This is a genomic window from Lysobacter sp. K5869 (assembly GCF_018847975.1).
In the GTDB taxonomy this organism is placed as follows: domain Bacteria; phylum Pseudomonadota; class Gammaproteobacteria; order Xanthomonadales; family Xanthomonadaceae; genus Lysobacter.
In genome coordinates, this window is the sequence record NZ_CP072597.1 from 2,822,094 (window position 1) to 2,846,288 (window position 24,195).

Sequence of the window (24,195 nt, forward strand, 5' to 3'; positions counted from 1 at the left end):
TCAAGAGATGAAGAACACTTTCTCGCAAGCGATGGCGTGGCTGCACACCTGGGCCGGGCTGACGATCGGCTGGCTGCTGTTCGTGATTTTCGTCGGCGGCACCATCGCCTGCTTCGACAAGGAACTCACTCACTGGATGCAGCCCGCGCTGCACGGCCACGAGCGCGGCGCCGACAGCGTCAGTCTCGACGCGGCGGTGGCGCGGTTGCAGAAGGTGTCGAAGGAACACCCGCACGCGTACTACCTCACCTTGCCCGGCGAGCGCAGCAAATCGCTGCAAGGCGGCGTGTATTACGACGCCGGCGATCCGGACTTGTTCGACCTGGACCCGAGCAACGGCGCCAAGATTCCCGAAACCGCCGGCGGCGAGTTCTTCTTCACTCTGCACTTCAACCTGCATTCGCCGACCTGGGGCATGTACATCGTCGGCATCGCCGGCATGTTCATGCTGATCGCGATCTTCACCGGCATCGTGATCCACAAGCGCATCTTCAAGGACTTCTTCACTTTCCGCCCGAAGAGCGGCGGCCAGCGCGCGTGGCTGGACGGGCACAACCTCACCGGCGTGCTCGGCTTGCCGTTCCATTTGATGATCGCGTACACCGGCGTGGCGATCTTCGTCGCCAACTACATGCCGGCGGGGTTGTTCGCCCAGTTCAACGGCGACAGCGAGAAGTTCTTCGTCGAAGCTTCCGACAGCTACGAGCGCCCGGAGACCGGCAAGCCGCTGACCCAGATCCATTCCATCGACGCCTTGATCCAGGACGCGCGCGCGCGCCTGGGCCAGCCGGTGACCTGGGTCAGCGTGCATCACCCCGACGACACCAGCGCGACGATCTCCTTCGGCGGCGACCACAGCAAGGACGTGGCGTGGAATTTCCGCCAAGCCTTCTACGACGCCAACGACGGCCGCTTCCTGCACATCAGCGGGCCGATGGCGGCTGGCTACAAGACTTACACCTTCCTCGGCGGCATGCACATGGCGCAGTGGGGCGGCAGCGCGTTGCGTTGGCTGTACTTCGTCATGGGCCTCGCCGGCTGCGTGATGATCGCCAGCGGCATGCAGGTGTGGGTGAACAAGCGCGCGAAGAAGATCGCCGAGGCCGGCAGCCTGTCGGGCTACGGCTTGGTGCAGGCCTTGAACCTCGGCGTGGTCGGCGGCTTGCCGCTGGCGAGCGCGGCGATGGTGATCGCCAATCGCTTGATCCCGGCCGAGGCGGCGGCGCGTTCCAACGCCGAAATTACCGTGTTCTGCGCGGTGTGGATCGCGGCGACGCTGTACGCGGCGATCCCGGCGGTGCACAAGCGCGGCTGGGGCCGGTTCTTCGCCCTCAACGCGGTCGCGTTCGCGCTGGTGCCGCTGGTGAATTTCGCCACCGCGCCGAACAGTCACTTGCTCGCGACGATCGCGCGCGGCGACTGGACGCTGGCGGCGGTGGATCTGACCGCGTTCGCGCTGGCGCTGGGGTTCGCGCTGCTGGCGCGGCGCAGTTTCGTCAAGGCGCGCCAGCCGGCGCCGGAACGCAAGCCGCGACGCGAGCGCGGCGAGCCTTCGGCGGCGAAGCCGGCGCTGGCCGATCGCTGAGGAGAACGCGCGCATGCTGTGGTTGGGATGGTGTCTGGCGCTGGCGGCGTGGTGCCTGCTGAGCCTGGGAATGGAGAAGCACCATCAACAGGTGTTCGCCGGCGCGTTCCGCCCGGCGCGCGCCCGCGCGCTGCGCGGCGCCGGTTGGGTTTTGCTGGCGCTGGATTTCGGGTTGTTCGCGTACGGCTGGGGCTGGGCGCAGGGGCCGATTTTCTGGACCGCGGCGTTGATCGTGTCGGCGCTGGCGTGGACCGTGTTGATGACGATGGCGCCGAAGGCGAGTACGAAGGTCGCGATGGCGGCGGTGGTCAGCGCGTTCGTGGCGATGCCGTTTTGGGTGAGTTGAGCGGCGCGGGGGAGCGGTCGTCGTAGTCGGATTGCCGCGGTCGCGGCTCGCGCCGCTCCTACAGTCGGATACGAACCGGCCGCAGTCCCTGTAGGAGCGGCGCGAACCGCGACCGCGACAATCCAACTACGACGAACCCACAAACCCGAACCGATAAAACCAAAACGCCCGGCGCGAAGCCGGGCGTTTTGCTGTTCGCGCTAATTGTCGCTCAACCCGCCGCGGACTGCGCCGGCTGCGCCGCCAACGACGGCCACCGCTTGATCACGCTGGCGCGGATCGACGCCGCGTCCAGGCCGGCTTCGGCCAGCAGTTGCTCGCGGCTCGCGTGATGCTGGAACTCGTCCGGCAGGCCCAGGTGCAGCACCGGCAACACCACGCCCTCGGCCGCCAGCAATTCGGCCACGCCGCTGCCGGCGCCGCCGGCGACGACGTTGTCTTCCAGGGTTACGAAGCCTTCGTGGCTCTTGGCCAGTTCCAGGATCAGCGCGCGGTCGAGCGGTTTGACGAAGCGCATGTTGACCAGGGTGAGCCCGAGTTCGGCCGCCACTTGCTCGGCCGCCGGCACGATCGCGCCGAAGGCGAGCAGGGCGATGCGCTTGCCGCTGCGGCGCAGTTCGGCCTTGCCGATCGGCAGGGTGTCCAGGTTCGCCTGGATCGCCGCGCCCGGGCCGGTGCCGCGCGGGTAGCGCACCGCGGCGGGGCCGCGGTACTGGAAGCCGGTGGACAGCATCTTGCGGCACTCGTCCTCGTCGGCCGGCGCCATCACCACCATGTTCGGCACGCAGCGCAGGTACGACAGGTCGAGATTGCCGGCGTGGGTGGCGCCGTCGGGGCCGACCACGCCGCCGCGGTCGATCGCGAACAGCACGTCGAGGTCCTGGATCGCCACGTCGTGCACGAGCTGGTCGTAGCCGCGCTGCAAGAAGGTCGAGTAGATCGCCACCACCGGCTTGGCGCCTTCGATGGCCATGCCCGCGGCCAGCGTCACCGCGTGCTGCTCGGCGATGGCCACGTCGAAATAGCGCTGCGGGTATTCCTTGCTGAAACGCACCAGTCCCGAGCCTTCGCGCATCGCCGGGGTGATGCCGAGCAGGCGTTCGTCGGCGGCGGCCATGTCGCACAGCCAGTCGCTGAAGATGTCGGTGTAGGTCGGCTTCTTGGCGCCGGGCTTGCTCACCAGGCCCTTCTCGGGATCGAACGGGCCGACCGCGTGATAGCCGATCTGATCGCCCTCGGCGAGCTCGTAGCCCTTGCCCTTGGTGGTGATGATGTGCAGCAACTGCGGGCCCTTGAGGCTCTTGAGCGTCTTCATCGCATGCAGCAGCGCCGGCAGATCGTGGCCGTCGATGGGGCCGGTGTAGTGGAAGCCGACTTCCTCGAAGAAGGTCGAGGGCACGAACATGCCCTTCCAATGCTCTTCCCAGCGGCGCACGAACTTGGCCGCGGGCTTGCGCTTGTCGCCGAGCAGCTTCTTGCCGCCTTCGCGGATCGCGTTGAGCGTGCGGCTGCTGGTGAGGCGGCCGAGCATCTTGGTGACGCCGCCGACGTTCTCGGAGATCGACATCTGGTTGTCGTTGAGGATCACCAGCAGGTTCGGCTCGGGATCGCTCATGCCGCCGGCGTGGGCCAGCGCTTCGAACGCCATGCCGGCGGTCATCGCGCCGTCGCCGATCACCGCCACGACCTTGCGCTCGTCGCCGCGGCGCTGCAGCGCCACCGCCATGCCCAGCGCGGCCGAGATCGAGGTCGAGCTGTGGCCGACGCCGAGGGTGTCGTACTCGGATTCGTCGCGCTTGGGGAACGGCGCGACGCCGTCCTTCTGCTTCACCGTGTGGATGGCGTCGCGGCGGCCGGTGAGGATCTTGTGCGGGTAGCTCTGGTGGCCGACGTCCCAGACCAGGCGGTCGACGGGCGTGTCATACAGCCAATGCAAGGCGACGGTAAGCTCGATCACGCCGAGCCCGGCGCCGAAGTGGCCGCCGACGAGGGCGACCTGCTCGATCAAATAGGCGCGCAATTCCTCGGCGATCGCCGGCAGTTCCTCTTCGGGAAAGCGGCGCAGGTCGGCGGGGACCTGAATGCGGGAAAGACGCGGGTAGCGCTGCGAATCGATCATTACGACCACGGGCGTTCAGCTGGTCGGGCATTGTCCCGCCGCCGTGTGAGGCGGGCAAGAAGTGTGACGATTCTGGGTTCAGCTGGGTGCCTGCGGCCAGATTCCATCAGGCCGGGGTGCGATCCGGGTCACAGCGCCGGTCGCGGCGGTTCGGCGCTGTTGCGCGACGTTGGCGCGGGTTGCGGGTCCGGGCCGGCGCGAGCGCCGCGGCGGGGCCGCGACGCTCGGACGCAGCCGCTCAGCGGCCGCGCAGACGCCCGAACAGCCCGCCGGACTTGGCCTGCTCGGCCGGCGGCGGGTCGCCCTCGGCCTCGGCGAAGCCGGTGGCGAGGTTGGCGTTGATGAAATCGGCGACCTCGGCCTCGGTCACGCCGCTGGCTTCGGCGATCTCGGCCAGATGCGCCGGCCCCTTCATCATCACCGTGGCGATGCGGAAGTGCTTGGGGTATTCGCGCTCGGTCTGCGGCCACTTGGTCATGCGGTAGCGGCGTCCGGCGTCGTAGCCCGGAGCGAGGCGGCCGCGGCCAGCGAGCAGGTTGCCGAACCACACCAGCCGCGCCAGCGGCATCGGCGCGCCCAGCTGCGCGGCGGCGGCGTCCCACTGCGCGGCCGGCAGCAGTTCGAATTCGGAGGACGCGAAGCCGCGCTCGAACAAGCCCGACAGCGGCTTGAGCGCGGCGGGGCCGTGGTAGCGGCGCTGGTCGGTGTCGATCAGCAGGCGTTCTTCGCCGCTGCCCACGCGCAGCAGGCCGCGCAGGCGGCCGGGGACGAGCCAGTCGAGCAGGCCGTCGCCGCTGGCGGTGACGGCGGCGACGGCGGGTTGCGGTTGCGCCGGAGCAGGTGCGGCCGGCGCGGCGGCGATGGGAGCCGGCGCCGGTGCGGGGGCCGCAGGCGTGGCCGGTGCCGCGGCGGGAGCCGGAGCGGGCGTCGCCGCGGCGACGGGCGCCGCGACCGCAGGCGTCGCCGGCGCCGCCGGCGCCGCTGGTACCGGTGCCGGCGCGACCGGCGCGGCCGCCTTGGCCTGGGCCAGATCGGTCTGCAGCAACTCCACCACCACGTCCGGCAGCGCCGCGGTCGGATCGGTGCGCGGCTGCTGCGGAATCTCCACCGGCTTGGGCGCGGCCGGCGGCGGCGCCTCGGCGGCGCTCAGCGGCTGGCCGTTCTGGCCGGCGATTTCGCCCAGCAGGGCGGCGATGGTGTCGGCGCTGAAAGGATGGCCGAGCAGGAAATCGGCCTGGGTGCGCTGCGCCGCGGTCAGCGCGATCACCGACTTGCCCGCGGCGTGCAGGCGCAACCAGCTCATCGGTCCGTACATGCTGTCCATGTCGACCACGACGAAGTCGGCTTGCGGCTCCGGCACCAGGGTCCAGCGGCCGCCCAGACGGGTGTTGGCCACCTTGAAAGCCGTCTGCAGCGCAGACTCCGTCGCCGGGTCCATACCGGTCAGACCGAGGGTTAAAGGCATCGCGAATGTGTCCGTAAGTCGATGGCGACGAGTGTCCGGGACGGCCGTAACGTCGTCAACGAGCGCAATGCGTCGCTTATGCGCGCGGCTCGGCACTTCGCGGGGGGGAACGGTCGCGATACTGCGACCGCGTTCACGACTTCTAAGCGTGGATGCGCGCGTTCTTCGGCAACTGATTCTTCAAGAACGCCATCTGGTCGGCCAGGATGTTCCTGTTCGACAGGATCAGATGCTCGACCCAGCTCGGCCGGTACGGCACCGCGAGCAGCGGCATGCCGGCCTGCTGCGGGGTGCGGTTGCCCTTGCGCGAATTGCAGGCGAAGCAGGCGGCGACCACGTTCTCCCAGATGTCGCGGCCGCCCTTGGACACCGGCACGACGTGATCGCGGGTGAGGTGCGGGCGGTGGAAGTCGTGGCCGCAGTACATGCACAGGTGGCCGTCGCGCGCGAACAGCGCGGCGTTGGTCAGCGCCGGGGTCGGGTCGAGCGCGCCGGGGCGCGCGTGGCCGCGCGCGGCCACGATGGGGTGCAGCTCGAGCACGCTGCGCTCGCCGGTGAAGCGGTTGATGCCGCCGTGCACCTGCAGGCAGGGGTCGCCGAGGGTCCAGGCGACGGCGCCGCGCGCGTACAGGCAGGCGGCGTCTTGCCAGTTCATCCAGTCGAGCACGCGCCCGTGCGCGTCGAGCGACAGCAGCCGCACCGAATTCAGGCGTTCGAGGGGATTGCGCGGCACTGCGCGGGGGCCGGTCCAGGGCGAGTAAGCCTCGCCGACACCGGAGGGTTCCGGCTCACGCTGAAGCATTTCAGCGTGGGTTCCGGTGCGGACCAGGCGGATCTTCGCTCTATCGGTCTCCATCGGAGAATGAGCTTATACCCTGTTGGTTACATTTTGTGTAGACGCCGCCTGCCGGCGGTCGGTGCGCGAGCGGCGCGGGGCCGGTGCGGGCGCGGCGAATCTCAGTTGAAAGCGAGCAGATACACGGTGTAGCGGTCGGGCCGGGAGACGTCGACGTCGAGCTGGTAGAACCAGCCCGCGAGCTGGCTCTCGCAGCGGCGGTGCGGGCGATTCGGAACCGGCGCGAACCACGCCGGATCGCCGGTTTCGGCGGCGCGAGGGGCGGTTTCGATCTCGCCCAGATTGCAACGCAGCGCCACCGTGAGCGCGGGCAAGCGCCGCGACGGCAGCTCGAAACGGTAGTACGCGCTCATGGTTCGGAACTGATCGTCTAGACGATCGTGCAGGTCGGTCGCCTCGGGCGGCACCGCGATGCCGCCGGGAAATTCCGTCGGCGGCGATTGCGGCCGCGAACAGCCCGCGAGCGACAGCATCGCCGCGACGGCGGCGAAAGCGCGAAGCCGCGATGCGGCCGGTTTCGCGCTTCCGCCGCGCGGGATCACGCGTCGAAGCCCTCCGCGGCCAGCGCCATCAGCGGCGCGACGCCGCTGTCGATCGCGGCCTTGTGCGCCTGGGTGCGCGGCAGCAGGCGGGCGAAGTAGAAACGCGCGGTTTCCAGCTTGGCGTCCTTGAACGCCTGGCTCTGGCCCGACGCGGCGGCCGCGGCGACGCTGCGCGCCCACCAATAGGCGAGGCAGACGTAGCCGGAATAGAACAAGTAGTCGTACGAAGCCGCGCCGACTTCGTCCGCGTTGGCCGCCGCGCGCTTGCCGACCGACATCGTCAGCTGCAGCCATTCGCCGGCGGCCTGGCGCAGCGGCGCGACGAACTCGGCCACCGCGGCGTTGTTCTCGTTCTGCGCGCAGAAGGCTTCGATCTTGGCCAACATCGCCTGCAAGCCGGCGCCCTGCAGCTGCATGACCTTGCGGCCGAGCAGGTCCAGCGCCTGGATGCCGGTGGTGCCTTCGTACAAGGTGGTGATGCGCGCGTCGCGGGCGAGCTGCTCCATGCCGTGCTCGGCGATGTAGCCGTGGCCGCCGAAGCACTGCAGCGCGTGGTAGGTGCATTCCACGCCCCACTCGGTGAGGCAGGCCTTGACGATGGGGGTCATGAAACCGATCAGCGCGTCGGCTTCGGCGCGTTCTTTTTCGTCCGGCGCGGCGTGGGCGATGTCGACCAGCAGCGCGGCGTCGTAGCCCATCGCGCGGCCGCCTTCGACCAGCGCCTTGCAGGTCAGCAGCATGCGCCGCACGTCGGGGTGGACGATGATCGGATCGGCCGGCAATTCGGGGAATTTCGGGCCCGACAGCGCGCGCATCTGCAAGCGGTCGCGCGAGTAGCGCAGCGCGTTCTGCAGCGCGCGGTCGCTCAGGCCCAGGCCTTGCAGGCCGACCGCGAGGCGGGCGGTGTTCATCATCGTAAACATCGCCATCAGACCCTTGTTCGGCTGCCCGATCAGATAGCCCTGAGCGCCGTCGAAGTTCATGACGCAGGTGGCGGAGCCGTGGATGCCCATCTTGTGTTCGAGGCTGCCGCAACGCACCGCGTTGGCTTCGCCGACGCTGCCGTCGCGCGCGACTTTGACCTTGGGCACGATGAACAAGGAAATGCCCTTGCTGCCGGCCGGCGCGTCCGGCAGGCGCGCGAGCACCAGATGGATGATGTTGTCGGTGAGGTCGTGCTCGCCGGCGGTGATGAAGATCTTGGTGCCGCTGATCGCGTACGAACCGTCGGCCTGCGGCTCGGCTTTGGTCTTGAGCAGGCCCAGGTCGGTGCCGCAATGCGGTTCGGTGAGGCACATGGTGCCGGTCCAGCGGCCTTCCACCAGCGGCTTGAGGAACACTTCCTGCTGCCACGCCTCGCCGTGGTGCAGCAGCGCCTCGGTGGCGCCGTGCGAGAGCAGCGGGAAGTTGCCCCAGGCCAGATTGGCCGCGTCGATCATTTCCTTGAGCGGCACGCCGGCCGCGTGCGGCAGGCCTTGGCCGCCGAACTGGATTTCCGCGGTGAGGCCGGACCAACCGCCATCGACGAACTGGTCGTAGGCCTGCTTGAAGCCCGGCGGCGTGGTCACCGCGCCGGTGGCCTTGTCGTGCTTGCAGCCGATCTGATCGCCGACCGCGTTGAGCGGCGCGAGCACGGTTTCGTTGAAGCGCGCGCCTTCTTCCAACACCGCGTCGAGCGTGTCGCGGGTGGCGTCGGCATAACCCAGGCGCTGGAACTGCGCTTCGGCGCCGAGCACGTCGAACAGGACGAAACGCATGTCGGTGAGGGGGGCTTTGTAGGTGCTCATGGGCGTCTGGGGATAGGGAATGAGGGGAATGAAGGGAAAGAGGGGAATGGCTGGAGCGGCGGGGGCGGGGAGGGCGAAGGGCGATGAAGTCGGACGCACCGCGTCCTCTCCATTCCCTTCATTCCCTTGTGTCCCTGTTCCCCTCGCTCCTCAGCGCATCACACCGGGCAAGCCGGGCGCCGGGCTCAGAGCGCTGCTGCGCTCGACCTGGAAGGTGCGCTGCTTGGTCTCGCTGGGAGTGGCGACGATGTCGCCCTTGAGGCTGTAAGCGACGCTGCGGCCGCCGGCGAGGGCGTCGGCGATGGCGAGCTTGGCGCCGGCGGCGGGCTTGAGCGCGACGGTGACGACGTCGGCCGATTCCGGGCCGATCGACAGCGCCGGCTGGGTCTGCAGCTGGCCGGCGGCTTCCTCGCCGAGCTTGACCTGCAGGTCGATGCGGTCGAACTGCATCGGGATGCTGCTGAAGTTCTCCAGGCGCAGATCCACCGACCAACTGCCGTCGGCCTTGACCGTGAGCTGCTGGATACGCGCGGCCGGCTCGGACACGCGCCGCACCGGACCGGACTTGCATGCCGCCAGCGAGGCCAACACCAGCGCCGCGCCGAACACCCGCACCCAGACCCCTGCCTTCATGCCGCCGCTCCGTTAAAACGCTTGTTGGGATGCCGAGGATACTACGGCGAATGGTGGGGCGGTCAGGGGTGGGGAGGGCGGTTTTGGGGAGGGTTGGGGCGGCGGTTGGGCGCGGTGGCGGGTGGGGGCGGTCGCGACGCAGGGTGGGCCGGGCGTCGCGCGGCGGGTGGAGCGTGCAGGCGGTGGCCGGAGATCCGTGGGGTAGGCGGGGGGCGCCGTGGGCGAGGTGGCGCGGTCGCGGCTTGCGCCGCTCCTACAGGGGGACACGGACCGGCCGCAGCGCTTGTAGGAGCGGTGTAAGCCGCGACCGCGAAAACTCAACTACGTCGCAGCTTCCGCAATCGCCGTCTTGTCGCGGTCGCGGCTCACGCCGCTCCTACACGAGCGATACGAAACGGCCGCAGCCCCTGTAGGAGCGGCGCAAGCCGCGACCGCGAAAACCCAACTACGCCGCAACTCCCGCAATCGCCGTGCTGCCGCGTTCGCGGCTAACGCCGCTCCTACCCGCGACGACGCCTCAATCCACCAACCCCTTGCGCGAGGCATACCGCACCAGCTCCGCGCTGTTGCGCACGCCGAGCTTGTCGAGCACGCGCGCCCGGTGGTTCTCCGCGGTCTTCACACTGATGGCGAGCCGCCGCGCGATTTCCTTGGTGGTCAGGCCGTCGGCGATCAGGTGGAACACCTCGCGTTCGCGCGCGGTCAGGCGGCCGTAGGGATCGCCGAGTTCGCGCTCGGGGTGGCGCAGTTGCTCGGCCAGCGCGCGCGCGGCCTGCGGGCCGAAGTAGCCGCGCCCGGCGTGCACGTCGCGCACCGCGGCGAGCAGTTCCGCGGCGGGGCTGTCCTTGACCACGTAACCGCTGGCGCCGGCGCGCACGGCTTGCAGGATGTATTCGTCTTCCTGATGCATGGTCAGCACCAGCACGCGCGGCGCGGGCGTTTGTTCGTGCAGGCGGCGGATCACTTCCAGGCCGTTGAGGCCGGGCATCGACAGGTCGGTGACGACCACGTCCGGATGCAGTTCCTGCGCGCGCTGCAGGGTCTCCACGCCGTCGGCGGCCTGCGCCACCACGTCGACGCCGGCGCCGCGCAGCAGGCCGGCGAGGCTCTCGCGCACCATGGTGTGATCGTCGGCGATGAGCACGCGCACGCTGGAGTCGGCCATGCCCGCAGGGTGCGCAGGGCGGCGCGGGGCGTCAAGCGGCGGGCGCGCTCAGGCGTAGTCCAGCGGCACCCGCGCGGTCAGGCGCAGGCCTTGGCCCGGGGCGCTGACCAGATCGAGCCGGCCGCCGTACAGGCGCAGGCGTTCGCGCATGCCGCTCAGGCCGTTGCCGCCGCTGGCGATCGCGGCGACCGGGTCGCAGCCGCGGCCGTCGTCGCGCACGTCCAGGTGCAGTTCCTCGCCGCGGCGCTGCAGGCTCAGCGTCACCTTCTGCGCTTGCGAATGGCGCGAGGCGTTGGCGAGCGCTTCCTGCGCGGTGCGGAACAGCAGGGTCTGCAGTTCGCCGTCGAGTTCGGGCAGCGCGCCCAGTTCCAGTTCGACCCGCGCGCCGCCGCGGCCGTCGTGGCTGCGCGCCAGCCAGCGCAGCGCGGATTCCAGGCCGAGATCGTCGAGGATCGGCGGGCGCAGCAGGCGCGAGAGTTCGCGCGTGTCTTCCAAGGTGTCGCCGCACAGCGCCAGCGCCTGGGCGAGGCCGTCGTGCAGCGCGGCCTGGGCCGGGTCGAGCGCGGCCTGCAGTTCGTGCAGGCGCAGCTTGAGCGCGGTGAGGTTCTGGCCGACGCCGTCGTGCAGCTCGCGGGCGATGCGGCGGCGCTCGTCTTCCTGCACCCGCCACACCGCGCGGCCGAGGCGGCGGAACTCGCGTTCGTTGCGCTGCAAACGTTGCAGCAGATCGCGGTAGAGCGCGCGCAGTTCCGACGGATCGCTCATGGCGCAGGCCGCGGTTTCGGCGCGGCGTTGGCCGCTTGCGCACGGGCCGGGTCGTAGCCGGCGCGCAAGGCCGGCGGCAGCTGTTCGTGCAGGCGCTGGCGTTCGGCCAGGGCGCGCGCGTCGCTGGCGGCGGCGTCGGTTTCGCGGCCTTGCGCGCGCTGCGCTTGCGCGGCCAGCGCGTGCAGCGCGCCGGCTTCCAGATGCTCGCCGCGGCGCAGCAGCGGCTGCGCGTCGCGGTAGGCGCGCAGAGCCACGTCGGCGTCGCCGGCGGCGAGCGCGAGACGCATGCGCACGCGCGCGGCCTGCAGGCGCAGGCCGGCGTGGCCGAGCGCGGCGATGCGTTGTTCGAGCGTGGAGTCCAAGCGGCCGTCGGCGTCGGCGGTTTGCAGCGCGACCTGCAATTGCAGCAGCCGCACGCCGGATTGCTCGGCCTCGCGCCGCGCTTGCGCCAGCGCGGCGCGTTCGCCGTTGCGGTCGCCGCCGGCGCCGTCGAGTTGCGCGCGCAGCAGGGCCGCGATGCCGCGTTGTTCGGACGAGGCATGTTGCAACTGCGGCGCCAGCGCGTCGAGGGTCGAGCGCGCCTGCGCATCGGCGCGCGCGGCGGCCAGCGCCTGCGCGCGCAGCAGGCCGACGTCGGCTTGGCCGCGCGCGTCTTCGCGCTGGCGGAACAGCGCGGCGGCGGCGTCGAGCTGATCGAGCGCGGCGCCGATGCGGCCCTGCATCAATTCCAGTTCGCCCAGATTGCGCCGGCCGACCGCGGCCTCTTCCATCATCTGCGCGGCCAGCGCGGCGTCGAGCGAGCCCTGCAGCGCTTCGCGCGCCTGCGGCCACTGCCCGCGCGCGCTCGCCAGCAAGCCGAGGTTCTGCGCGGTGCGCACCTTGCCGGTGTCGTCGCCGAGCTTGGCGTAGGCCTCGCGCGACTGCACCAGATAGGCCTGGGCGTCGTCGTAGGCACCGAGTTGGTAATGAGCGAAGCCGATGTCGTTGAGCGCCTGGGCGGTGCCGGCGGCGTCGCCGGCCTGCTGCCATGCCGCCAGCGCGCGCCGGAACGCGGCCAGCGCGGCGGGGTAGTCGCCGCGTTCCTCGGCGAGCAGGCCGAGTTCGTTTTCGACCGCGGCCAGGCCGTGGCGGTCGTCGAGCGCGGCATAGAGTTCGCGCGCCTGGCCGAGGCTGCGCGCGGCCTCGTCGAAGCGGCCGGTCAGCGCGAGCACGTTGCCGAGGTTGCGCAGGCTGGTCGCCAGCCCGCGCCGGTTGCCGACCGCGCGGCGCAGTTCGACCGCGTTGCGGTACTGCGTCAGCGCGTGATCGTTCTGGCCGAGACGGGCGTAGCCGATGCCGAGCGCGTTCTCGGTTTCGCCTTCGCCGTAGCGGTTGCCGCCGCGCTTGAACTGGACCAGCGCGCGGGTCAGGTAATCGTCGACGGCCGGTTGCGCCTGGCCGTGCAGGATCGAGAACTTGCCGAGCTCGAACCACGCGCGCGGGTCGTCGGGGTCGCGCGCGGTCAGCGCGCGCAGTTGCGCGATCGCCGCGGCCGCATCGCCGCCGGCGCCGAGCGCGCGCGCCAGCGCCAGTTGCGCGTAGGCGTCGTCGGGCGCGGCTTGGGCGCGTTTGCGCCAATAGGCGGCGACCGCTTCGGCGTCGCCGTCGAGCGCGGCGCGTTCGGCGGCGAAGCGCGCGCTCGCCGCGGCGTCGCCGGCCGCGGCGCCTTCGCCGCTTTCCAGCGCGGCGTAGGCGGCGTCGCCGTCGCCGGCGGCGTTGCGTGCTTCGGCCAAGGCCAGCCATGCGCCGGAGAACGAGGGCGCGGCGGCGCTGGCGCGTTCGAACGCGGCGACGGCGGCGGCGAGGTCGCCGCTGTCGCGGGCGTTCAAGCCGGCGCCGTAGGCCTCCAGCGCGTTCGCCGGAATCGTCGCCGCCGCGCTGTTCGTCGGCGCTGGCGTGGACGGCGCGCCGGCCGTTTGTGCGACCGCGCCGAGGCCGAGCGCCGCCTGCAACTGCGGCTGCGCGAGCAGTGCGGCCATCGCCTGCGCCGGGTCCGCGGCTTGCGCGGCGAATTCCTGCGCGGCCCCGTCGCCCGCGTGCAGGCGCGCGCGCAAGCGCCACTGCGCGCCCTCGCGCGCGAGCGCGAACCCGAGCACGCGGTCGGCGCGCGCGAGCCGGGCGAGTTGGGTCGCCGGCGGCGGCGCGGCGCCGCTGGGATCGAGTTGGCGCAGCGCTTGCTGGCTGCGTTCGTCGTCGACCACGACCGCGCCGCGTGCGGCCACGGCCTGACGCAGCGCCGCGGCGAGCGCGCGCGGATAAGCGCGCTCGGCGTCGCCGCCGGACGCGGCGTCGAGCGGCGCGATCAACAAACGATGCAGCGGCGCCGCGGCGGGCGCGACGCTCGCGCTGCCGGCGACGGACGGCGCCGCCGGCCGCAACCACCACGCGCCCGCCGCGACCGCGGCCAACGCGGCCGCGCCGGCCAAGCCGATCCACGCGCCGCGGCTCGGCCGCCAATCGCGCGGCACGTGGCGGCGGTCGATCGCCGCGATCACCGTGGCGGCGTCGGGCAGACGGTGCGCCGGCTGCGGGCGCAGCAAGCGGTCGGTCAAGCGCACCAGCCACGCCGGCGCGTCGGGGCGCAGGCGGCTCACCGGCGGCGGCGTGCGCAGCATGCGCTGGGCCAGCACTTCGCTGGCGGTGCCGCCGGCGAAGGGCATTTGCGCGCTGAGCATTTCGTGCAGGATCAAACCGAGCGCGTACAAGTCGCTGCGCGCGTCGGCGCCTTCGCCGCGCGCCTGTTCGGGCGAGAGGTAATCCGGCGTGCCGACGATCGCGCCGGTCTGGGTCAGGCCGCTGCCGGCCAGCGAGCGGGCCACGCCGAAGTCGGCGATCAGTGCGTCGCCGTTGCGGTCGAGCAGCACGTTGGCGGGCTTGAGATCGCGATGGACCACGCCGCGCGCGTGCGCCGCGGCCAAGCCTTCGGCGATCTGCCGGGCGATGCGCACGGCTTCGTCGACGGGCAGCGCGCCGTCGCGGTCCAGGCGCCGGTCCAGCGCTTCGCCGTCGATCCAGTCCATGCCGATCAGCCAGTGGCCGTCGTGGCGGAACAGGTCGTGGATGCGCACCACGCGCGGGCTCGACACCTGCCGCGCGGTCAGCAGTTCCTGGCGGAAGCGCTCGAACGCGTCGCCGCGCGCGGCCAGTTCCGGGCGCAGCAGCTTGAGCGCGACCTGGATGTCGAGCGTGGTGTCGAAGGCGCGGTAGACCTCGCCCATGCCGCCCAGGCCGATCATCGCCTCGATGCGGAAGCGCCCGGCCAGCAGGCTGCCGGGCGCGAGGCCGCGGCCTCCGTACAGGCCGGTCGCGGTGGTGTCGCTCACGAGGAGGTGGCCTGCGCGCCGAGAATGCGGGTCCAGCGCAGCGGCGCGGCCGCCGGTTCGAGCGCGTCGAACGCGCGCTGCGCGAGCAGCCACAGCGCGGCGCTGTCGGCGAAGGCGGCGAGCAGTTCCATGTCGAACTGGCTGATCGCCTCGCCGGCGCCGCGGCGGTCGGCGTAGACCGCGCCGAGGGTGCGGCCGGCGTGCAGCAGCGGCAGGCAGACCAGACTCTGCAGGCCGCCGGTCACCACCGAGGAGCGCTGCGACAGCCACGGGTCGTCGTCGATCCAGTTCACCACCACCGGCTGGCGCTCGTGCAGGCAGCGCTGCACCGCGCCGACGCTGCCGGAGAAGGCGCGGGCGTTGAGGTCGTCGCGTTCCAGCGACAGGCTGGCCTGGACCAGGAAGTCCTCGCCCTGGGCCAGCAGCAGGAAGCCGCGGCTGCAGCCGGCCAGTTCGACCACGCCGCGCAGGATGTCGCCGGCCAGATCGGCGTCGCCGGGCGCGGCGGCTTGAGCGTCGTCGTCGGCGGGCGGTGCGCCTTCCAAGCGGCGCGTCCACGCCGCCGACAGCGCGCGGCGTTCGCGCTCGCGCGCCTGCCAGACTTCGGCCTCGGCGTCCTCGTGCAGCGAGAACTCGCACAGCACGTCGCCGAAGCGCAGCCAGCCTTCGCTGCGGTCGAGCCCGGCATGGGCGACCTGCAGGCCGTCGACGTGGGTGCCGTTCTTGCTGCCGAGGTCGACCAGCCGCCAACCTTCGGCGTCGTGGATCAACTCGGCGTGCAGGCGCGAGATGGAGGGATGGTCGATGCGAAGCTCGCACGCGGGATCGCGGCCGATGCGCAAATGCGAACCGGCGGGTATCCATCGGCTGATGGCTGCGGCTTCGGGCGGGTAAACGATCAGGCGCGCCGGCATGGCCGCATCTTACGCGGAACTCTCGCGCTCGCGACGGCGCCGGCGCGAGCGCGCCGGCGCCGCGTCGGCATCAAGGACCGTAGTCGCGCAGGTAGGCGACGCTGAAGCGCAGCGTCGCCGCACCGGCGACCAGTTCGCCGGCATCGTTGCGGACGGTGCGAGTGGCCCGCCATTCGTTGTCGATGAAGCTGCCGCCGCGGGCGACGGCGCGCGCGCGCACCGCGTCGGCGGCGGCCAGCGCGGCGGCGTAGTCGGGCACGGCCAGCGCGGTTTCGACATCGTCGAGCAGGGCGTCGAAGGCCGGTTGCTCGCTCGGCGGCAGCAGGTCGACGCGCTCGCGCAGGCGCTGCAGCTTGGCGGCGATCACGACCGGGGTGGGACGCGCGTCGGCCAGGATCAGGAACTGCGAGAAACCGCCGTAGGTGCCGCGCGCACGCACGCTGCCGGCGGCGATCTCGTCGGTGACGTCGTAGAACGCGCCGCCCAGCGGCGCCTTGAACAGACGCAGGCGGGTGCCGGCGGCGTAGGGCAGCCAATGGGTGTGGATTTCGGCGCGGCCGCTGCCCTTGAAGCTGAGGCCGCCGGACAGCGGCGGCTGCACGGTGATCAGCATCGGCAGGCTGGCCGGCAGGGTGGTGAGGTCGGTGTCGGGCAGGCGTGCGAGCAGGTTCGGGTCGTACAGGCTGACGGTCTTGGCCGAGATGCCGAGGCTGGCCGGGCTGAGCCCGCTGGCGTCCTCGAAATCGAGCAGCAGTTCGGCCACGACCGGGCCGGGCCAACCCGGCAGGAACGGCAGGCGGACGGTGGCTTCGGCGTGGTCGCCGGCGGCGGCGACGGTCACCGGCAGCGGTATCTGCGCGGCGGCGGCGCCGGCGCCGAACAACAAGCCGGCGGCGGCGATCCAGGCGGCGAAGCGGGGCAGGGCGCGGCGCGCGGCGCGCCGGATCGGATCGGTGTGGCTCATTGGCTGGGCGTCCCCTGTGCGTCGTCGCGGGTGTGCGTTGCTGCGGTCGGTCTGGGTGGAGCGTATTGGGCGGAGCGTTCCAACGCGTCGATTCCAAAGCCTTCGCCGCGCCGGCCGTCGCGACGGTAACCCGGAACTCGTCGCGTCCGCATGAACCGGCGTCCGGCCCGGCGCCGACGGCCGCGCGGGCGGCCGGTTGCGACGCCGATCCGAGCCTACTGTGCGGCCGGTCGCCGGTCTGTAGGGGTTTTCCCCCACGCCGGCTGGGCGGTCTCCCGGATGTCGCCGCCGGTCGCGGCCGGGCCAAGGTGGCTCACCCGGCCGCCGGGCCGCGCAGGGAGTCCGCCCGCTATGCAACGCAACCGCCGCACCCTCCTCAAGCTCACCGCGCTGGCCCTGGGCCTGGCCGCCAGCGGCGTCAGCCTCGGCGCCGCGCGCCTGGACGCCGCCCTCGACCGCGCCCTCGCCACGGCCGACGCCGCCACGCCGCTGGAAGTGGTGGTGTCCTACAACCAGCCCGGCCCGCTGCGCGCGACCCAGGTGCAGGCGCTGAAGCTGCTCGGCATCGGCCAGGGCGTGAGCATGCGCGCGCTGCCGATCGCCGGCGCTCTCGCCACGCCCGCGCAGATCCGCGCGCTGGCCCAGCGCGGCGACGTGCTGTCGATCCATTTGAACCGGCCGCTGCGCTACTTCAACCAAGAGGCGCGCGAGTTGTCGGGCGTCAATCGCGTCCAGGCCAATCCGGGCGACTTCGGCCGCACCGTGCCGTTCACCGGCCGCGGCGTGGCGGTGATGATCAACGACTCGGGCATCGACGCCACCCACGCCGATTTGAAATACGGCCAGCGCGTGGTGCAGAACGTGCAGGCGCTGACCAACCTGCATTCGCTGTTCGATTTCCTGCCGGTGACGGTGCTGGAGAACCAGCTCAACACCGACATCAGCTCGGGCCACGGCACCCATTGCGCCGGCACCGTCGGCGGCAGCGGCGCGCAGTCCGCCGGTTTGTATCGCGGCGTCGCCACCGGCGCGGATCTGATCGGCTACGGCTCCGGCGCGGTGATCTCGATCCTCGACGCGGTCGGCGGCTACGACTACGCGATCTCGCACAAGAACAGCTTCGCCTCGCCGATCCGGGTGATCTCCAATTCCTGGGGCACGTCCGGCGCGTTCGATCCCACCGACCCGGTCAATCTGGCCAGCTACGAGGCCTACAAGAACGGCATCGTCAGCGTGTTCGCGGCCGGCAACGACGGCCCCAACGCCAATACCCACAATCCGTATGCGCAAGCGCCGTGGGTGATCTCGGTCGGCGCCGGCAACAAGGACGGCACGCTCGCCGACTTCTCCTCGCGCGGCAATCCCGGCGAGAGCGGCAGCTTCAGCATGCCCGACGGGCAGAGCTGGACCTACGTCAACGAGCCGACTTTGGTCGCGACCGGCGTGGACATCGTCTCCACCCGCGCGCTGACCGGCGCGCTGCCGCTGCTGGCCGCGCAGCAGGACGTTTCGCTCGGCGCGCGCGCGGCCTTCTACACGCATATGAGCGGCACCTCGATGGCGACTCCGCACGTGGCCGGCATCGTCGCGCTGCTGCTGGAGGCCAAACCGTCGCTCAAGCCGCTGGAGGTCAAGCAGATCCTCAGCCAGACCGCCAACCCGATGGCGGGGCGGCAGCGCTTCGAGGTCGGCAGCGGCCATGTCGACGCCTACGAGGCGGTGGGCGTGGCCAACGCCTGGTAGTTCAACGCCGGCCGGCCGCGCGGCGGGTGCGCGCGGGACCGGCCGGCCACAGGTTCGGGTGGAGTGGCGAACCCCGCCCGTACTTCGCCCGCGGCGCCGCGTCCCCGGCGCCGCGGGCGGTCTCTCCGTGAGCTGGATGCAGTGCAGCGATTGTCATGACGGATGCCCGGGAACGTGCGGGCATCCGTTTTTTTTTGTCTGCTGGCGGAGTGGGCGTGACGGTGCTGGGCGGCCGCGGGAGTGCGTGCCGGGGCGCGTGGAGGGCGGTCGCACGAGAGGGGCTGCGCGCGTAGGCGCGGAGCGTCGCTAAATGAGCCGGAACCCAGGCGCGGCAGGTCGGCGCGATGAGGTGGGCATTCGGATCCGCGCGATGCGCTCGATTCAGCCGCATCGAAGCGTTGTTTCGTAGCGTCGAGTACGACGACCTGCGACCTGCGACCTGCGACCTGCGACCTGCGACCTGCGACCTGCGACGAGCGAAAGGCATGCCGGCTAAGCGCCGAATCGCCGCTCCGACGAAATGCTATCGCACCGTCAGCGCTCGGTAGCCGAGAACGGCGTCTGCATCGCGCGCGAACGGCGCGAAGAGTCGGCATAGGCGGGCAGGCGCGAATCCGGCCGCAACGGCGCGGGCACGCCCGACTGCAGGGCGAAGGCCGGCGCCCAAGGCGCGGCCGCAGGCTGCGCCGCAAAGGGCGCCGCGTCTGCGGAAACGAAGGAGTCGGGGAGGGAAGAAGCGGAAGAGACAGAAGAAGGGACCGCCGCTCGGGCCAACAGCGCCAGCGCCGAGACGGCGGTCAGTACGAAGAGATAGCGCGGCAGCGCGCGGAACGAATCCTGGACCCAGATCGCTGCCTTCATGCACGCCTCCCGCGCACTCCTCGCGGGACCGACCGAGCGGCCGTCCTGGCCGTCGGCGCAACATCCTGTTTGCCGTGCATTCGACTACCCCAACTTCTGTAATCAGTGGCCCCAGCTCCGCAGCATCGCTTGCTCAAGGCGGCGGCCTCGTCCTTTGCTGAGCGGCGTCCGTGTCGTCGCATGGCCGTGCTGCCGGGGCCCGCACAGATTGCGCCCGGCGCCGGGGCGGCGCAGTAGGCCGACGGCGCGGCGGCGTGTAGGAATTTTCTGACAATCGTCACGCCGGGAATGCGGAGCCGGTCGGCGCTGCCTCCGGCGGGCGGCGAAGTACGGGTAGCCGACGGCGCGCGCGATCGAGCCTCGCCCGCCGTCGGCCGCGCACGGTGCGACGGCGAAAAGCGCGCCCTCGCCGCGATCAGGACTTCGGCTCGTCCGGCATCGTTCCGGCCGAACGCATTTCCTTCTGCGCCTGTTTGAGCGCCTTGACGTCGAGCGGCAGGATGCGGTCGATGAAGCAAGGAATCTTGATCGACTGCTGCCCGAGCACGATGACCTTGTCGAAGCGGCGATGCACGCTGCCCATCTGATTGGTCACGGTGATCGCCTGAGCGAAGTCGAGATCCTGGCAGCGGCCTTGCAACTCCAACAGATAGGCCCGGTTCGGCCGGGTCCACAGCGCCAGAGCGCTGTCGCCGAGCGGCGTCCAACCGTCGATGCTGCCGAAGTACTGGAAGTGATCGACCGGCGCGCCGGCATGCGCGCGGTACAGCGCAAGACGCTGAGCGTCGTCGAGCTTGGGCCCGGCGCTGGCGCAACCGGCCAACGCGGCGGCGGCCAGGGCCGCGGCCAACAGCGGCGCGAACCAAGCGCGCGGGCCGCGCGCGGACGCGCTTCGCGGCATCCGCGGACCTTGCGAAAACTGGCGTTTCATAAGGGTTTCCTTTGACGGCGACGCCGCCGATGGGGCTTGCGCCGCCATCATGCGCTCGCCGCGCGCGGCCGCCGCATCGGCGGCTCGAATCATTCAGCGTCGGGGAGGCTTGCCATCCGTCTCCAGCATCCGTATTATGCCGCCTCTCTCACGGGTTGCCCGTGAAATGGCCGGGTAGCTCAGTTGGTAGAGCAGGGGATTGAAAATCCCCGTGTCGGGGGTTCAATTCCCTCCCCGGCCACCATTTAAGAACAAGGGCTTAGCAGCGATGCTAGGCCCTTTGTTTTTATGCTTGCGCGGAAATTGCACGGACGTCGATCGAAGCGACTCGCGACGCTTCCAAAGCGAGATGATCCGGAGCGAGCTGCGCGTAGCGCATCGCCGACCGCAACGACTTCCGCCGCCAAGCTTCATCGGCGCGCGCAGGCTTGCGCGGGCGCTTGCATCGTGGAGCCTGAGATCCATCGTTTCTCGAAATTGAACGCTCGCTTCGTATCGGCGACACCCCAGGTCTTACCAGCCTCCAAGGGCGTCAAACAACTCAGCGGCCCGCGTCTTCGCGCATCGGATCGATAAAGACATCACGCTAAGTCCGACGGGGCGAGGCTGCCGGCGCATCGAAGCGGCCGGCAGCTCGGTTTGCCTCTGCGCCTACCAGACTGCCCGTACAGGCACGTTCGGTACGAGCTTCTGATTCGGCGCCGTCTGGAAGCCGCACGGGCCCAGCGCGGACTTGAAGACGATCGCTCCGCTGGAATCCATGTATGCGTTGATGGTGGCGGTGCTGAAGCTGCTGGGGCAGTCGGTGTTGAGAGGGGCGGGAGCACTGAGCCGAACCCCGCCGATCCGGATGAGGTGCAACGGGGCCGGCAACGTCGGCGCTCCGGCGAATGGCGGATTGACTCCGTTGTACTCGCTTTGCGATGTCGGCCAGGGCAAGTGCTGCGCGACGGTACCGGCGCACGAGATGGATCCGCTTTGCGTCATGCCGCTAAAACTGCCCGCCCCGTTCGTCAGTGTGAGCGTCCAGTCCGATATGCAGGGCATCACGATGCCGCCGGACGACAGCGTTACCTGCCCGGAGTAGCTGACGGTACCGGTATCGACCCAGGCGCCGGCGTTGTACAACTGGAGTCGTTTCTGCGCCGACGCCGCCGGCGACATCGATAGCGACGATGCGATCAAAAATGCGAAGAGAATTCTTCCGATGCTGGTCATTGCGTTGATCTCCTTGTAGGCGCCAACGATTCGTTGGGCTTACTTAGTCACGACGCAGCAGGGGCGTCGGATCCCGAACGACTATTCCGGGCGCCCTGAGCGTCTCGGCGGAATTGAGGCCGGCATTCAATCGGGAGTGTGACTCTGGACTTATGGGGCGCATGCCGCTCCATCTCCGCAGAGGCGTCGGCCGTCGCCGACATGCCGATCCGCCACTTTTGCGAGTGGCTTGGCCAACCTCATCGCACAGGCCTACTTGCCTCGCTCGCGCCGCCGCCACTTCGCTTCGGTGAGGGCTATGCAGGCTCCCTCCGCCAATCCGGTAGACAGGGTCAGCGCGGCCAACATTGCGAGCAGACACGCCAAAGCGCCGAGCCGCGATCCGGTAATGAAGCCGGCTGCAACGAAGGCCAGCCAGATCGCGCCGCACGCGGCCAAGCCGGTCCGGCGTTCTGAGCGTCTGGAAATTCCATGCCGCTGCTTTCGTTCCGGATTGAAGCCGTAATAGCCCGTGCGCTCAAGGATGGCGCGCCGATAGAGGGCGAAGATCGCCATGGTTATTCCGGCCCCGATGGCCGCAGCCATCCAGGTCAGCCGACCGATATCGAGCTCAACCGCCAGCCATCCAGCGCCGAGCGCGCAAGCGCAGCCGATCAGAAGATAGACGACCACCGCTTTTATTTGCTCTCGGTACATGGCCTATGGCGGCGGTCTTCATCGATGGTGGACGTCGGACTCGAATCTCAGCCCGTCCGGCCGCCAACGCTACCATGCGGGTCCCGTCGTTGCGCAGGCTCGAAGAGCCCGCCCACAAGCGCTCGCGCTCGCCTCTCAAGCGTTGACCCTGACGGCCTCCCTGGGAGCCATGAGCCGATCCCGCACCCAGTCCGAAAGGCCCCGCTCCAGATAGCGATGCGACAGCATGGCCAGCAGGATCGCGACGGCCGTGGTCAGGAACAGCATGGGGAAGCCGGCGTCGAAGTACTCCTGCTCCGACCAGCGAACGATGGCTTCCATCCGCTCTTGCGCGAGCGGGTGCAGCAAGTAAAGGGAGAACGAGATGTTGCCGAGCCACACCAACGGCTTCGGGGCTTCGATCTTGATCGACTTGCTCGCCAAGGCCAGCCCGAACACCAGCAGCAACGCGGAGAATCCTCCGGAGAGGATGCCGTGCTCCGCGCGATAGCCGCTGCTGTACTGGAAGGCCCATGCGAACAAGCCCGACAGGGCGAGGAACGGAGCCCAGAACTCGGACGGCCGCCAGCGGCTCAGGTAGATGCGGCCGATCAGAACGCCGCCGGCGAACAGCCATACCAACGGGCTGGCGGCCAGTTGCAGACAGGCCGGCAGAGAAGGGTAGAAGCTGCCGGTGGAGAGCGTGGGTTCGGCGCCCGCCAGCAGCGGGAGCGCGATCAGCGTCAGCGCGATCCAGCCCGCGAACGCCGCCCAGCGCCAGCGGCCGAACAGCAGGGACGCGCCGAAGACGGCATAGAAATACATCTCATAGTTGAGGCTCCAGCCGACTCCCAGCGCCGGGTATTGGATCGACGCCGGATGGATGGCGGTGATCGGAACGAAGGTGAGCGTGACCAGCAGTTCCTCGATGTGCCCGGGAAACCAGCCCCATCCCCACGTCGCCACGACGTACACGAGGGAGATCAACACATAGGTCGGCCAAACGCGCGACCAGCGCTTGATCGCGAACTTCAGCGCATAGGCGCGGCTGCCGTCCGATCCGGCCGTGGTATAGGCCATGATGAAGCCGCTGATGACGAAGAACAGATCGACGCCCATCGCTCCGCCGGCGCCGAACAAGCGAAAGCCCAGCCCTTCGCCGTAGGGGCTGATGAAGCGCGAGCCGTGATAGAGCACCACCGCCAGAGCGGCCGCGCCGCGCAACGCCTGGATGAAGTCCAGGTTCTTCTCGTCGCGGGCCGGCAGGTCGGCGCTGCTTGCGGCAAATGAGTTCTGTGTCATCGAAGCGGTTCCTTCTGCTCGACATTCGCGGGCGCGCTCGGTCTTTGCGTGCATGCTCTGCGAATCGTCGTCGGCGGGATTTGCAACGCGCCGCGGCGAACTCGTTCTTTGCGGCGCGCCAGCCGTCCTGGGCCGTGCATGGTGTTCAAATCCCGGGTTCGTCGCCAGAGCGATTCGTGCGCGGGAAGCTTGCTAAGTCGGGCGCTTTGTTCGCGGGCGTTGAGCTGGAGTCTGGACTCGACTCCAGACGTCCTGGGCAAGATCTTCGACCATTCTCGCGAACTGCATCCTTCGGATACCGCGATTCTTCTCATGGTTCCGCAACGAATGCGAAGACAAACTTGAGCTGCGGCGAGCGTAGCGCCTGCGGGACGACTCGGACCGTGCGCTGGATGCCGGATGCCCGCCGTTCCGAGCCGAAAAGCGCGCGGACCACGTGCGGACTTAAGGAGGATTCGACCAGTTGCTTCGATCGCGGCGCCGCTTGGCGAGGCCGGTCTTGCGTGAGCGGCCATCGCGTCGTCTGCGCCAGCGGTTTCGCCGCAGAACTGGCGCAACGCCGATGCAGGCGCCAAAACCAACCGCATCGCCGCTGCAGGCGCCAAAACCAACCGCATCGCCGCTGCCAACAACGCCAACAACGAAAGAATTGGCTCGTGGATGCTGATCATGCGTCCGCCTCCTGTTGCGTCGACCTGCGGCAGGCGCACGGATATCCGGGGCCTCAATGGGTTCAATCGCAAAACGACGGCGGACGCGGACGCGGTTTGGTCGCGCAAGCTCGGCGGTCTCTTGATCGGCGACCCTGTCGTGGCCGCGAACGAGCCCCCTATCGCAGAACAATGGCCGCCGAAGAAGCGGCGCGGGCGCGCTGAGGAGGGCGCTGCCACGGTGAGCCGGGCGTCGCGGCATTTCGGTTTGCTGCTATGGTTCGTCGCTGCAAGCAATCGGATCTAGGTGGG

20 protein-coding genes and 1 tRNA gene are annotated in these 24,195 nt (G+C 70.0%); 5 read left to right on the forward strand and 16 right to left on the reverse strand.

The window, feature by feature from the left end; genetic code table 11:
* Positions 1–7 precede the first annotated feature (7 nt).
* Positions 8–1,585, forward strand: coding sequence for a PepSY-associated TM helix domain-containing protein (locus J5226_RS12110; RefSeq protein ID WP_215840115.1), 1,578 nt, complete (start codon positions 8–10; stop codon positions 1,583–1,585).
* Between the two features lie 13 nt (positions 1,586–1,598).
* Positions 1,599–1,931, forward strand: a complete 333-nt coding sequence (locus J5226_RS12115) for a DUF3325 domain-containing protein (RefSeq protein ID WP_215840116.1) — start codon at positions 1,599–1,601, stop codon at positions 1,929–1,931.
* A 211-nt stretch (positions 1,932–2,142) separates the two neighbouring features.
* Here the strand turns inward: J5226_RS12115 and dxs are convergent, their stop codons facing one another.
* The 11 genes from dxs to J5226_RS12170 all read right to left on the reverse strand — a co-directional run bounded on the left by dxs (position 2,143) and on the right by J5226_RS12170 (position 16,503).
* The gene (dxs, locus tag J5226_RS12120; RefSeq protein WP_215840117.1) at positions 2,143–4,050 is read right to left on the reverse strand and encodes a 1-deoxy-D-xylulose-5-phosphate synthase; all 1,908 of its coding nucleotides are present in this window, start codon (positions 4,048–4,050) and stop codon (positions 2,143–2,145) included.
* 238 nt (positions 4,051–4,288) lie between these two features.
* Complete coding sequence (locus J5226_RS12125) at positions 4,289–5,515, reverse strand: hypothetical protein (RefSeq protein ID WP_215840118.1); 1,227 nt, start codon at positions 5,513–5,515, stop codon at positions 4,289–4,291.
* Between the two features lie 142 nt (positions 5,516–5,657).
* A complete protein-coding gene (locus J5226_RS12130; RefSeq protein ID WP_345778205.1) occupies positions 5,658–6,170 on the reverse strand; it encodes an HNH endonuclease in 513 nt (170 codons plus the stop codon).
* A gap of 302 nt (positions 6,171–6,472) precedes the next feature.
* Positions 6,473–6,913, reverse strand: a complete 441-nt coding sequence (locus tag J5226_RS12135; protein WP_215840120.1) for a hypothetical protein — start codon at positions 6,911–6,913, stop codon at positions 6,473–6,475.
* Positions 6,910–8,700: an acyl-CoA dehydrogenase C-terminal domain-containing protein gene (locus J5226_RS12140; RefSeq protein WP_215840121.1), complete on the reverse strand. Its 1,791-nt coding sequence runs from the start codon at positions 8,698–8,700 to the stop codon at positions 6,910–6,912. The genes J5226_RS12135 and J5226_RS12140 overlap by 4 nt, the downstream gene beginning before the upstream one ends.
* A gap of 150 nt (positions 8,701–8,850) precedes the next feature.
* A complete protein-coding gene (locus tag J5226_RS12145; protein WP_215840122.1) occupies positions 8,851–9,333 on the reverse strand; it encodes an LEA type 2 family protein in 483 nt (160 codons plus the stop codon).
* Between the two features lie 517 nt (positions 9,334–9,850).
* A complete protein-coding gene (locus tag J5226_RS12150; RefSeq protein ID WP_215840123.1) occupies positions 9,851–10,498 on the reverse strand; it encodes a response regulator transcription factor in 648 nt (215 codons plus the stop codon).
* A gap of 48 nt (positions 10,499–10,546) precedes the next feature.
* The gene (locus J5226_RS12155; protein ID WP_215840124.1) at positions 10,547–11,263 is read right to left on the reverse strand and encodes a sensor histidine kinase; all 717 of its coding nucleotides are present in this window, start codon (positions 11,261–11,263) and stop codon (positions 10,547–10,549) included.
* Positions 11,260–14,625, reverse strand: coding sequence for a serine/threonine-protein kinase (locus tag J5226_RS12160; RefSeq protein ID WP_215840125.1), 3,366 nt, complete (start codon positions 14,623–14,625; stop codon positions 11,260–11,262). The genes J5226_RS12155 and J5226_RS12160 overlap by 4 nt, the downstream gene beginning before the upstream one ends.
* Complete coding sequence (locus J5226_RS12165) at positions 14,622–15,539, reverse strand: FHA domain-containing protein (protein WP_215840126.1); 918 nt, start codon at positions 15,537–15,539, stop codon at positions 14,622–14,624. The genes J5226_RS12160 and J5226_RS12165 overlap by 4 nt, the downstream gene beginning before the upstream one ends.
* A 70-nt stretch (positions 15,540–15,609) precedes the next feature.
* Complete coding sequence (locus J5226_RS12170) at positions 15,610–16,503, reverse strand: DUF6689 family protein (RefSeq protein ID WP_215840127.1); 894 nt, start codon at positions 16,501–16,503, stop codon at positions 15,610–15,612.
* A gap of 351 nt (positions 16,504–16,854) precedes the next feature.
* Here J5226_RS12170 and J5226_RS12175 point away from each other — a divergent pair, with 351 nt between their 5' ends.
* Positions 16,855–18,246 carry a S8 family serine peptidase gene (locus J5226_RS12175; RefSeq protein WP_215840128.1) on the forward strand — a complete coding sequence of 464 codons (1,392 nt, stop codon included), beginning with the start codon at positions 16,855–16,857 and terminating at the stop codon, positions 18,244–18,246.
* 534 nt (positions 18,247–18,780) lie between these two features.
* Here the strand turns inward: J5226_RS12175 and J5226_RS12180 are convergent.
* Both J5226_RS12180 and J5226_RS12185 read right to left on the reverse strand, forming a co-directional pair.
* Positions 18,781–19,107: a hypothetical protein gene (locus J5226_RS12180; RefSeq protein WP_215840129.1), complete on the reverse strand. Its 327-nt coding sequence runs from the start codon at positions 19,105–19,107 to the stop codon at positions 18,781–18,783.
* 415 nt (positions 19,108–19,522) lie between these two features.
* Positions 19,523–20,008: a DUF6491 family protein gene (locus J5226_RS12185; RefSeq protein ID WP_215840407.1), complete on the reverse strand. Its 486-nt coding sequence runs from the start codon at positions 20,006–20,008 to the stop codon at positions 19,523–19,525.
* Positions 20,009–20,206: 198 nt separating this feature from the next.
* Between J5226_RS12185 and J5226_RS12190 the strand changes: the two genes are divergently transcribed.
* Positions 20,207–20,282: transfer RNA gene (locus J5226_RS12190), tRNA-Phe, on the forward strand.
* 407 nt (positions 20,283–20,689) lie between these two features.
* On the opposite strand, the gene J5226_RS12195 is transcribed toward J5226_RS12190, so the two are convergent.
* The 3 genes from J5226_RS12195 to J5226_RS12205 form a co-directional block, all read right to left on the reverse strand.
* Positions 20,690–21,256, reverse strand: a complete 567-nt coding sequence (locus J5226_RS12195) for a hypothetical protein (protein WP_215840130.1) — start codon at positions 21,254–21,256, stop codon at positions 20,690–20,692.
* 252 nt (positions 21,257–21,508) lie between these two features.
* Positions 21,509–21,952 carry a hypothetical protein gene (locus J5226_RS12200; RefSeq protein WP_215840131.1) on the reverse strand — a complete coding sequence of 148 codons (444 nt, stop codon included), beginning with the start codon at positions 21,950–21,952 and terminating at the stop codon, positions 21,509–21,511.
* A gap of 135 nt (positions 21,953–22,087) precedes the next feature.
* A complete protein-coding gene (locus J5226_RS12205) occupies positions 22,088–23,287 on the reverse strand; it encodes an acyltransferase (RefSeq protein WP_215840132.1) in 1,200 nt (399 codons plus the stop codon).
* A 606-nt stretch (positions 23,288–23,893) separates the two neighbouring features.
* Here J5226_RS12205 and J5226_RS12210 point away from each other — a divergent pair.
* The gene (locus J5226_RS12210; protein ID WP_215840133.1) at positions 23,894–24,190 is read left to right on the forward strand and encodes a hypothetical protein; all 297 of its coding nucleotides are present in this window, start codon (positions 23,894–23,896) and stop codon (positions 24,188–24,190) included.
* Positions 24,191–24,195: the final 5 nt, after the last annotated feature.

What these genes read in the sequence shown, in the direction of transcription:
- dxs (WP_215840117.1), bottom strand. Translation starts at nt 4,050, where the DNA reads ATGATCGATTCGCAGCGCTACCCGCGTCTTTCCCGCATTCAGGTCCCC.
- J5226_RS12165 (WP_215840126.1), bottom strand. Translation starts at nt 15,539, where the DNA reads ATGCCGGCGCGCCTGATCGTTTACCCGCCCGAAGCCGCAGCCATCAGC.
- J5226_RS12200 (WP_215840131.1), bottom strand. Translation starts at nt 21,952, where the DNA reads ATGTACCGAGAGCAAATAAAAGCGGTGGTCGTCTATCTTCTGATCGGC.
- J5226_RS12130 (WP_345778205.1), bottom strand. Translation starts at nt 6,170, where the DNA reads ATGAACTGGCAAGACGCCGCCTGCCTGTACGCGCGCGGCGCCGTCGCC.
- J5226_RS12110 (WP_215840115.1), top strand. Translation starts at nt 8, where the DNA reads ATGAAGAACACTTTCTCGCAAGCGATGGCGTGGCTGCACACCTGGGCC.
- J5226_RS12150 (WP_215840123.1), bottom strand. Translation starts at nt 10,498, where the DNA reads ATGGCCGACTCCAGCGTGCGCGTGCTCATCGCCGACGATCACACCATG.
- J5226_RS12125 (WP_215840118.1), bottom strand. Translation starts at nt 5,515, where the DNA reads ATGCCTTTAACCCTCGGTCTGACCGGTATGGACCCGGCGACGGAGTCT.
- J5226_RS12185 (WP_215840407.1), bottom strand. Translation starts at nt 20,008, where the DNA reads ATGCCGCGAAGCGCGTCCGCGCGCGGCCCGCGCGCTTGGTTCGCGCCG.
- J5226_RS12210 (WP_215840133.1), top strand. Translation starts at nt 23,894, where the DNA reads ATGCTGATCATGCGTCCGCCTCCTGTTGCGTCGACCTGCGGCAGGCGC.
- J5226_RS12170 (WP_215840127.1), bottom strand. Translation starts at nt 16,503, where the DNA reads ATGAGCCACACCGATCCGATCCGGCGCGCCGCGCGCCGCGCCCTGCCC.
- J5226_RS12175 (WP_215840128.1), top strand. Translation starts at nt 16,855, where the DNA reads ATGCAACGCAACCGCCGCACCCTCCTCAAGCTCACCGCGCTGGCCCTG.
- J5226_RS12205 (WP_215840132.1), bottom strand. Translation starts at nt 23,287, where the DNA reads ATGCACGCAAAGACCGAGCGCGCCCGCGAATGTCGAGCAGAAGGAACC.
- J5226_RS12115 (WP_215840116.1), top strand. Translation starts at nt 1,599, where the DNA reads ATGCTGTGGTTGGGATGGTGTCTGGCGCTGGCGGCGTGGTGCCTGCTG.
- J5226_RS12180 (WP_215840129.1), bottom strand. Translation starts at nt 19,107, where the DNA reads ATGAAGGCAGCGATCTGGGTCCAGGATTCGTTCCGCGCGCTGCCGCGC.
- J5226_RS12145 (WP_215840122.1), bottom strand. Translation starts at nt 9,333, where the DNA reads ATGAAGGCAGGGGTCTGGGTGCGGGTGTTCGGCGCGGCGCTGGTGTTG.
- J5226_RS12155 (WP_215840124.1), bottom strand. Translation starts at nt 11,263, where the DNA reads ATGAGCGATCCGTCGGAACTGCGCGCGCTCTACCGCGATCTGCTGCAA.
- J5226_RS12195 (WP_215840130.1), bottom strand. Translation starts at nt 21,256, where the DNA reads ATGACCAGCATCGGAAGAATTCTCTTCGCATTTTTGATCGCATCGTCG.
- J5226_RS12140 (WP_215840121.1), bottom strand. Translation starts at nt 8,700, where the DNA reads ATGAGCACCTACAAAGCCCCCCTCACCGACATGCGTTTCGTCCTGTTC.